The organism is Variovorax sp. H27-G14 (genome assembly GCF_046156345.1).
Lineage (GTDB): Bacteria > Pseudomonadota > Gammaproteobacteria > Burkholderiales > Burkholderiaceae_C > Variovorax.
In genome coordinates, this window is sequence record NZ_JAYLVN010000049.1 from 1 (window position 1) to 3,199 (window position 3,199).

Here is a 3,199-nt window from a genome sequence, read left to right on the forward strand (position 1 = left end):
TCATGGCCATAGTGATCACTCCTGATACCCCACCGCTTAAAAAAGCAGCAGGGTAGGCTGAACACCCGGGTCAAATTTGAAGCGGCACAACCCTCACAGGTGGGTCAAATTTCGGCCGGCGCCAACCTTCCTTGCCGTGCAACAGATCACTCACCTGTTCCACATCTGCCTCGTTGGCTGCGGTGGTCGTCACCGTGTGCACCAGCCCGGAGTCCGCATCCACGCCGATGTGCGCCTTCATGCCGAAGTGCCACTGGTTGCCCTTCTTCGTCTGGTGCATCTCCGGGTCTCGCTCGCCGCTCTCGTTCTTGGTGGAGCTGGGCGCCGCGATGATCGTGGCGTCCACGATGGAGCCTCTCTTCAGAAGCAGCCCCTTCCTGGTCAGGTGAGCGTTGACCTGCTTGAAGATGTCTTCGGCCAGGTCGCTGGCTTCCAGCAAATGGCGGAAGTTCAAGATCGTCGTTTCGTCGGGAATCGACTCCATCCCCAAGCTCGCAAACGCGCGCAACGAGGTGATCTCGTAGAGGGCTTCCTCCATCGCTGGATCGCTGAGCGCGAACCAGTTCTGCATCAAGTGCACACGCAGCATCGCTTCGAGCGGATAGGGCCGGCGTCCGCGGCCTGCCACCGGGTAGTGCGGCTCGATGACTTTGAGCAGCGCCTTCCAGGGCACCACCAGCTCCATCTCGGCAAGGAAGACTTCACGGCGTGTCTTCTTTCTCTTGCCTGCATGCTCGGCATCCGAAAAACTGATCTGGCTCATCGTTGGCTCTCCTTCAGCTGGGTGATCAACGTTCAGGTCGGCAATCGGTGGACTTGATCAGACGTTCCCTAGCGTCCGAACGTGTTCAACACCGATCTCTGCTAGTTCTTCGGCCCAATGCTCTGCCAAGTGTTGGAGCTCAAGAAGATCCGTTTCAGCGATGGCCAAGTACAGGCGCTGAAGATGTGGATGGCCTCTGAGGAGACTTTTTATATCTTCTGAATTGAGGCGTTTTCCCTCTTCTTGAAGTTCCTTGTAGCGTTTGACTGCGCCAACCTCAATTTCGTCGAGTTGGGGTTCCTGCATCAGACGGTCGGCACCCCATCCATCAACTATTTGGGGCCATATAGCGACCCTCATGAAGTCAAACAGTCTTTTGAGTTTCGCCCCAGCGAAACGGGGAGCTCCGGGCTCCGAATACGGTCGAAACCAATAAATGATGCCGACCTCAGACACCGTCACGACGTTCTCGTCCAGTGCACACTCGTGTTCCTCGATCACGCTCTTGCCAACTACGATCCGGATGGCACGAGACCTTTGGTTAGGGTGTCTAGAGAATCTCGAATTGCAGCGCTCGACAATCCACCTGAGTGCTGTCGGAATGTCCTGATGATCTGACTTTTCGTCTACGAGCATGAATTTCCCTGGACATTGAATAGATCATGCCGTCTGGTTCCGACAGCGAGACAAAGACCATTGGTACCCACGACGCGAAACACAACGGCCACGGTGCGTCTCGAGAGCGGGCGTTCGCGAATGTCAGGAGTTGGCCGAATTCTGCCTTAGCGCTGGGTGACCGCTTGTGCATGGAGTCTGCGTCAGAGGCGACAGGCCGCCTGCGACCGCGCTTTGCAAGTCACTTTTTCAAGCCTCACCATTCATTGTGAAGCGAGCTTCTTGTATGGCAGACAAGCAGGCCTCAAGACTTGGGCTAATCGACGCCCAACGTCCAGTCAGCAGGCCCAAGGTACTCGGGGAATCCGTCTGCGTTGGAGGACACCATGTAACGCGATGCCGCGCCAGCCGTTCGATTGTTGATAGCTGCAACGTCGTCGTCCATCAGCTCGATAAAGCCCTCCGCATCCGGCCCTAAACGCAGGCATGCGGTCGGTGTCAGCGGCATCGTCAGTTCGAAGGTCGCCGAACGGAAATCCGGGATTGCTCGAAATGGAGGAAACGGCCGAGCATATGGATCATAAAATACACAAGGATTGTCTGAAGTGATGAAGCGCGTAGAGCCGGCCGCGAAAAGCACAGCCGCCTGCATGTGGTCGAACCGTTCGATCAACTGCTTCATTCCCAGCAAAAGCGTCGATTGGATTGGCTCGTCCCGTAAGCGCCGAGCCTGCTCCAACGTGACCCCTTTGCCAGTGCTCGGCGACTGCATTTTTGCAATGTCAGTTCGTGCTTCAGGAGTCATCTTTGAAAGGCTCTGCACCATCTTCTCGCCAAGCTCAATAGCGTTGCCCCAGTGTTGACGATGACGATTCCGATTCATTTGCGTTCGAATGCGCGCGGCTGCGGTGAACGCGAGCAGGTCAACCCACTCCTCATGCGTCAATGCTTGGAGAGAAATTAGTTTGGTACGCACGCTGTAGAAAGCATCCTCTCGCTCCTGAAAGAAGCGTTCGAAGCGGAAATCGTCCGTACCGTCGGGTTTCCGAACTGTGTAGATGTGCGCTTCCCGAAGAATCTTTCTCGGTGACTTCAGATCGACACGGCCTAGAACCCGGTCGAACCGCCACACCCACTTGGGTTCGACGCCGCTGCCGCAAGCCCAGGCGCTCAAGTATCCGCGCGGAACAAAGTGCTGGTTGTTCGGGCTCATCCGAGATATGGGCGCGCTACCACTTGTTCTCCATCATCCATGCCGCCGAATGGCGGCTTTTGGCTGAATTGTGCCCGGCCTGCGACCGTCCGCTCCTGGCCGACTGTAGCCGGTCGCGCCGCCGTCGCGAAGGCTCAAAGCGGGCCCTGCGAGCGAATCGCTATGTCCTCGGCTCTAGCGCCCGGTTGACCGCATACCAGAATGCGGCCGCTCCGGCATCGCCCGCGTCCTTGGCTTGCTCAGACAGGCGCAGTGCATACCTGTGTGCATCCCGCCCGTGGCGAAGCACCAGTTCGTGCGACTCCCGACCGACTTTGACGTAGTCCACTGTTGGAGGCACCGGGCAATCTTCTGGCGTCATGGCGAAGGTCTGGTTCTGGTCGCATTCTGCCGCCATAGATAGACCATGACTTCACTTCAGCAAGCAGTCGGCTACGAAGCCAACTCCACAAGCGCAGCAGTAGAACCCCTGTGCAAACTGCTCTAGGGAACGTCTGATCAAGTCCACCGATTGCCGACCTGAACGTTGATCACCCAGCTGAAGGAGAGCCAACGATGAGCCAGATCAGTTTTTCGGATGCCGAGCATGCAGGCAAGAGAAAGAAGAC

2 protein-coding genes and 1 pseudogene are annotated in these 3,199 nt (G+C 57.1%); all 3 read right to left on the minus strand.

Features of this window, described 5'->3' with window-relative positions; all coding sequences use genetic code 11:
* Window positions 1-127 precede the first annotated feature (127 nt).
* Window positions 128-763, minus strand: a pseudogene (locus VLK31_RS36120) (IS5 family transposase); the annotation flags it as partial.
* 57 nt (window positions 764-820) lie between these two features.
* Window positions 821-1,399, minus strand: a complete 579-nt coding sequence (locus VLK31_RS36125) for a hypothetical protein (protein WP_409173305.1) — start codon at window positions 1,397-1,399, stop codon at window positions 821-823.
* Between the two features lie 295 nt (window positions 1,400-1,694).
* Window positions 1,695-2,591, minus strand: coding sequence for a DUF4238 domain-containing protein (locus VLK31_RS36130; protein WP_409173306.1), 897 nt, complete (start codon window positions 2,589-2,591; stop codon window positions 1,695-1,697).
* Between the last annotated feature and the right edge of the window lie 608 nt (window positions 2,592-3,199).